The sequence below is a fragment of the uncultured Eudoraea sp. genome (assembly GCF_947258525.1).
In the GTDB taxonomy this organism is placed as follows: Bacteria; Bacteroidota; Bacteroidia; order Flavobacteriales; family Flavobacteriaceae; genus Eudoraea.
In genome coordinates, this window is record NZ_CAMYIP010000217.1 from 32,549 (window position 1) to 37,906 (window position 5,358).

At 39.8% G+C, this 5,358-nt stretch carries 4 protein-coding genes; all 4 read right to left on the minus strand.

Annotated features, from left to right (window positions below; all coding sequences use genetic code 11):
* A partial coding sequence (sprA, locus tag Q0X89_RS16925) for a cell surface protein SprA (protein ID WP_297696374.1) occupies positions 1 to 898 on the minus strand: 898 nt, incomplete at its 3' end.
* Between the two features lie 5 nt (positions 899 to 903).
* Positions 904 to 1,485: a Holliday junction branch migration protein RuvA gene (gene ruvA / locus Q0X89_RS16930; protein WP_297696376.1), complete on the minus strand. Its 582-nt coding sequence runs from the start codon at positions 1,483 to 1,485 to the stop codon at positions 904 to 906.
* 30 nt (positions 1,486 to 1,515) lie between these two features.
* Positions 1,516 to 3,825 carry an NADP-dependent malic enzyme gene (locus tag Q0X89_RS16935; RefSeq protein WP_297696378.1) on the minus strand — a complete coding sequence of 770 codons (2,310 nt, stop codon included), beginning with the start codon at positions 3,823 to 3,825 and terminating at the stop codon, positions 1,516 to 1,518.
* Positions 3,826 to 4,007: 182 nt separating this feature from the next.
* A complete protein-coding gene (locus Q0X89_RS16940; RefSeq protein WP_297696380.1) occupies positions 4,008 to 5,321 on the minus strand; it encodes an MFS transporter in 1,314 nt (437 codons plus the stop codon).
* Positions 5,322 to 5,358 lie beyond the last annotated feature (37 nt).

Genomic DNA, 5,358 nt, shown 5'->3' on the forward strand with positions numbered 1-5,358 from the left:
ATTCAAAATCATTCAAGGTTCCGCCGCCCTGAGCAACTACTGAACTGTTTTGAGATTGTTGCTCCGAGAAGACTGCGGTTATGGTAGTCCTGCCAAACTGCAATTGAGTTTTTACACCGAAAAGGCTCTGAGCCCCTCGGATCAATGAGCTATTTAAAGGAAAGCTTACATTACCAACCTCAATTTTTCTTATTATATCATCCTCAGTGGGGGTATAATCTAATTTTATCAAATTCTGAAAATCAAAAGTAGCCTCAGTATCATAATTAGCAGTTACCTGTAAGCGCTCACCAATTTTTCCCAACAAGCTTAGACTAATCCGTTGATCAAAATCAAATGAGAGATTGGTACGGTTTCTTGGAGAAAGCGCCGGATTATCATTTTTTTGCCAAATAACCCCGAGGTCCATAGCAACCGATCCCTGAGGGATGACTTCAATAGTATTGCCCCCAAATATGGTTTCAAAAAAACCACTGTTTACATAAAAGTTTGGAAGCAGGTTTTTTCGGGCTTCCTCGGAGCCTGCTTTTTTTCCTGAGAAGGCATCTATTTTCTCTTTGAAATAGGACTTCATGTTTTCTTGTTGAACGAGATCCAAATACTGCTCAGGTGTAAGTATAATTGGGTAGCTAATATCAAAATCCCCCACCATTTCAGAATAAATATACCTGTCGAGTTTGGGGTCGTAGGTATATTTGGAAACAATGCTATTGGGGTTTTCCATTGCAATTCTACCCAGAGCAAATCCGGTTTGAACCGAATCTACCTGTACAGAATCTGTCTCCTGTTCATTAGTCTCCTGGGCTTGTGTAGTATTCCAAAATCCAAGAAAAATGAAGGATAGTAAAAAAAGCTTAAATGAAAATGATTTAAGATTTGATTTTGCCCCTTTTTTCAAACTTATTACAAATTTTTAAGCGCGTGTTTTATAATGTCCTCTGCGCTTAGTGAGGGGTCCTGAGCTAAAACCTTGTCCACAGCCTTTTCTGACTGTCTCCTGGCAAACCCGAGAACCTCTAAAGCAGATAACGCTTCTTCTTTATTTGTATTGTTTGAATTTTGTGAAACTTCGTCAATATCATAGATTTTTAAAACCTTGTCTTTTAGGTCTAAAATAACGCGTTGCGCCGTTTTAGCGCCTATACCCTTGACAGCCTGAATTGTAGGAACATCCCCACAAGCAATTGCGTCTCTAATTTGAAAGGGGGTAAGTGAAGAAAGCATGGTCCTTGCAATATTTGATCCTATTCCGGATACAGAAAGCAATAACCTGAATATTTCTCTTTCGGAGTTCTCCGCAAATCCATAAAGCGTATGCGAGTCTTCCTTAATCTGTAAATGGGTATAAAGTTGAATATTTTCAGAATCTGAAATTTTTGAAAACGTATGAAGGGATATGTTCACGAAATAGCCGACACCGGCGCATTCTATTACCACATAAGTGGGGTTTTTTTCTACAAGTCTACCTTTTAAATGGGTAATCATTCGTACTTTATTTGTAATTGATTTGGTTAATTAATCAGGCTGTTTGCTCAAACCCATTTTTACCTTCCGCCTTTTCTCACGCTCCTGGGCATCTATAACCGCAACAGCGGTCATATTTAGCATTTCCTCTACACTGGCCCCTAATTGCAAAACATGAACGGCCTTTCTAAGACCCAGCATAATAGGGCCTATTGAATCTGCAGCATGAAGCTCTTTTAGTAATTTATAGGTAATATTGGCAGATTCAAGATTTGGGAATATCAACGTATTCACTTTTTTGCCTCCAAGTGTGGAAAAGGGAAACTGGGTTTTTCGAAGTTTTTTGTTAAGTGCAAAATCTGTTTGTATTTCGCCATCTACCACTAATTCAGGATTTTTTGCATGTAATATCTTAATAGCTTCTCTTACCTTAACCGCATGCGGATGATTGGAAGACCCAAAATTAGAATAGGAAAGTAGTGCCAAAACAGGATCAAAACCAAATGCAACACCAAGATTGGCCGTCATCCGGGCAATTTCAGCTAATTCTTCTGAATTAGGATCAATATTTATGGAGGTATCTGACAGGATCAAGGGGCCCCTTTGGGTAATCATTATATGCGCTGTTGCGGCTTTTGAAACATTGTTTGCTTTTCCTATAACTTCAAAAATTGGTTTCACCACATTGGCATAAGCCCTTGAATGCCCTGAAATCATGCCATCGGCATCACCTTCCAGAACCATCATTGCTCCGAAATAATTGCGCTCTCTCATTTTGGTGTTTGCCCCGTATAAAGTAACCCCGCTCCTTTTTCTGGCTTCGAAGAATTTGGCAGCGTAACTCTTTCTTTTCCCTTCCGAATCTTCGTCCTTAGGGTCAATAATCAATACATCTGCATCAAATTCCAATTCCTTTTTCAATTCCAGTATTACCTCTTTATTTCCTAACAGGATAGGAGTTGCAATCCCTTCTTCATGTGCAATTTGAGCTGTTTTTAATACATCAAGATGATTCGCTTCTGCAAAAACTATCTTTTTTGGGTTGCTCTTGGCCCTATTCATCAGCAGGCGCATTACTTTATTATCATCTCCGGATCTTTTAAGGAGTTCCTCCCTATATCTGTTCCAGTCTTCAATAGGTTCTTTGGCAACACCACTTTCCATAGCTGCTTGTGCTACCGCCGGGGGTATTTCCGCTATAAGCCTGGGATCAAAAGGTTTTGGTATTATATAGTCTTTGCCAAAGGTTAATCTGGTTTCGCCATAAGCAATATTTACCTGTTCCGGAACCGGCTGTTTGGTAAGTTCAGACAATGCTTTTACGGCAGCCATTTTCATTGCTTCGTTAATTTTGGTTGCCCTGACATCAAGTGCTCCGCGAAAAATAAATGGAAAGCCCAAGACATTATTTACCTGATTAGGATGGTCAGATCTTCCCGTGGCCATAATAACATCACCTCTGGTTTTGCAGGCCAGTTTATAGTTTATCTCAGGGTCCGGATTGGCCATAGCAAAGACAATAGGGTCTTTTGCCATTGACTTAAGCATCTCTGGCGTGAGGATATCGGCAATTGAAAGACCTATAAAGACGTCTGCGTCCAGCACAGCTTCCTCTAAGGTATCTATCTTCCGCTTTGTGGCAAATTCGCGTTTTTCCCGGGAAAGGTTTTCCGCATCCTCGCGAATTACACCTTTGCTATCGAGCATTACAATATTCTCTGAAATCGCTCCAAAGGCTTTATAAAGTCTGGTACATGAAACCGCTGCAGCTCCTGCCCCACTTACCACGATTTTTACTTTTTCAATTTTCTTATTCGCTATCTCCAATGCATTCAGCAATGCTGCTGCCGAAATAATTGCAGTCCCGTGTTGATCGTCATGCATTACAGGAATATCCAGCTCTTCCTTTAATCTGCGTTCAATTTCAAAAGCCTCAGGAGCTTTAATATCTTCCAGATTTATCCCACCAAAAGTGGGTGCAATTATCTTTACGGTTTCTACAAATTTATCTACGTCTTTGGTATCCAGTTCAATATCAATACCGTCTATGTCCGCAAAAATTTTAAATAGTAAACTCTTCCCCTCCATAACTGGTTTGGAAGCCTCGGGTCCAATATCACCCAGCCCAAGAACCGCTGTGCCATTGGAAATAATGGCTACAATATTTCCCTTGGCGGTGTATTTATAGACATTTTCCTTATCCTTTTTAATTTCCAGGCAAGGTTCTGCTACGCCCGGGGAGTAGGCAAGAGCCAAATCACGCTGGGTGGCATAAGGCTTTGTAGGTACAACTTTAATTTTGCCGGGCTGTGGCTTCGCATGATAGATTAATGCCTCCCTTCTTTTCTTTTCTTCGGACATGGATTCATTTTGAGTATCAAATTTAAGAGTATTTCTTTGGATACAAACATATCTTTGAATACAATTAAAATTACATCAATGTTTGAATGATATTTACGGGACTTTAATAATTCTTGCTGAAATAAAGTATTGTCGCAGTAAGTAATAGGGCTGTTGAATTTTTGATTTACGTTATTCCCTTATTACTGTTTCTTTTCAGCAGTTACGTTAAGGCGCAGAGCTAAAATTGCTGCAATTATAAAGAATGTGCCTCCAAAGAGCATTGCGTTTACGGCATCACCTCCCAGGAATTGCTTAAAGATTGGCCCGAAGGTAAGTGTTTCGATGCCCATAGGAATCACAATCATCATATTCAAAATACCCATATATACACCTCGTCTATCCTGAGGTACAATTTTAGAGACCATGGTGTACGGAATACCCATCATAGCTGCCCAACCTATGCCGAAAAATACCATCGGAAACAGGACATAAATTGGATCTGTGATAAAAGGTATGCTCATTAAAGCTAATCCGGTACCAAATAAACTTGCCGCATAAATTTTCTTTCCTCCATACTTCATTGTCAAAGGAACCAAGGCTAAAGCAACAACAACGGTTGCAATATTGTAAGTCGTACTCATTTTTGCAGATTGAGCAGCTGCGGATGAGAGATCATATCCCATAGTTTTCATAAACAAGGGTGTTATAAATTGCCAATAAACAAATAACGCATACCATTGGAAAAGATATACGACAGAGAGCTTCCACATAAACTTGGGCATTTCCTTCACCGCTTCAGCAATTTCAATAAATGGCATTTTAAAACGTTCTGTAAAAGGCAATTTCTTATGCGAGTTAATTACCTCAAGTTCCTCATCGCTTGGAGGAATTTCCGGGGTTTTGAGAACAGACCATAAAATAGTCGTTACCGACAAAACCGAACCTATAAAAAAGGAGTAATACAACCATTTAGGAATGGAACCTGCTACCTCCGAACCGGCATCTCCACCAAACCAATCCTGGAACAAGAAAATTGAGGCATTGGCTAGTACAATACCGGCACCAACAAAAAGACTCTGCATTTGATATCCCAAACTTAATTGTCTACTGGGTAACTTGTCACCTACAAAGGCCCTGTAAGGTTCCATTGCCATGTTGTTACCTACATCTAAAATCCAAAGTAACCCAACAGCAAACCATAGTGCCGGACTTAAAGGAAATGCGAACAGGCACAAACTTCCAATTATAGCCCCGATAAGAAAAAATGGTTTTCTACGACCCCATCGAGGTGACCATGTTTTATCAGAAATGGCTCCAATAAGAGGCTGAACTATTAAACCCGTAACCGGACCGGCAATATTTAAAATTGGCAGCATATCTTCAGGGGCCCCTAAAAAAAGAAAAATAGGGTTGATCGCACTCTGTTGTAGCCCAAAACTGAATTGGATGCCAAGAAAACCGACGTTCATATTGAATATTTGCCAAAAACTTAACTCGGGTTTCATAATCTTCATAGTACTCGCTGTGTAGATAAAACAAATTTAATTTTAT

Bases quoted from the DNA above. Each gene is read 5' to 3' on its own strand.
- Q0X89_RS16935 (WP_297696378.1), bottom strand. From the start codon at position 3,825: ATGTCCGAAGAAAAGAAAAGAAGGGAGGCATTAATCTATCATGCGAAG.
- ruvA (WP_297696376.1), bottom strand. From the start codon at position 1,485: ATGATTACCCATTTAAAAGGTAGACTTGTAGAAAAAAACCCCACTTAT.
- Q0X89_RS16940 (WP_297696380.1), bottom strand. From the start codon at position 5,321: ATGAAGATTATGAAACCCGAGTTAAGTTTTTGGCAAATATTCAATATG.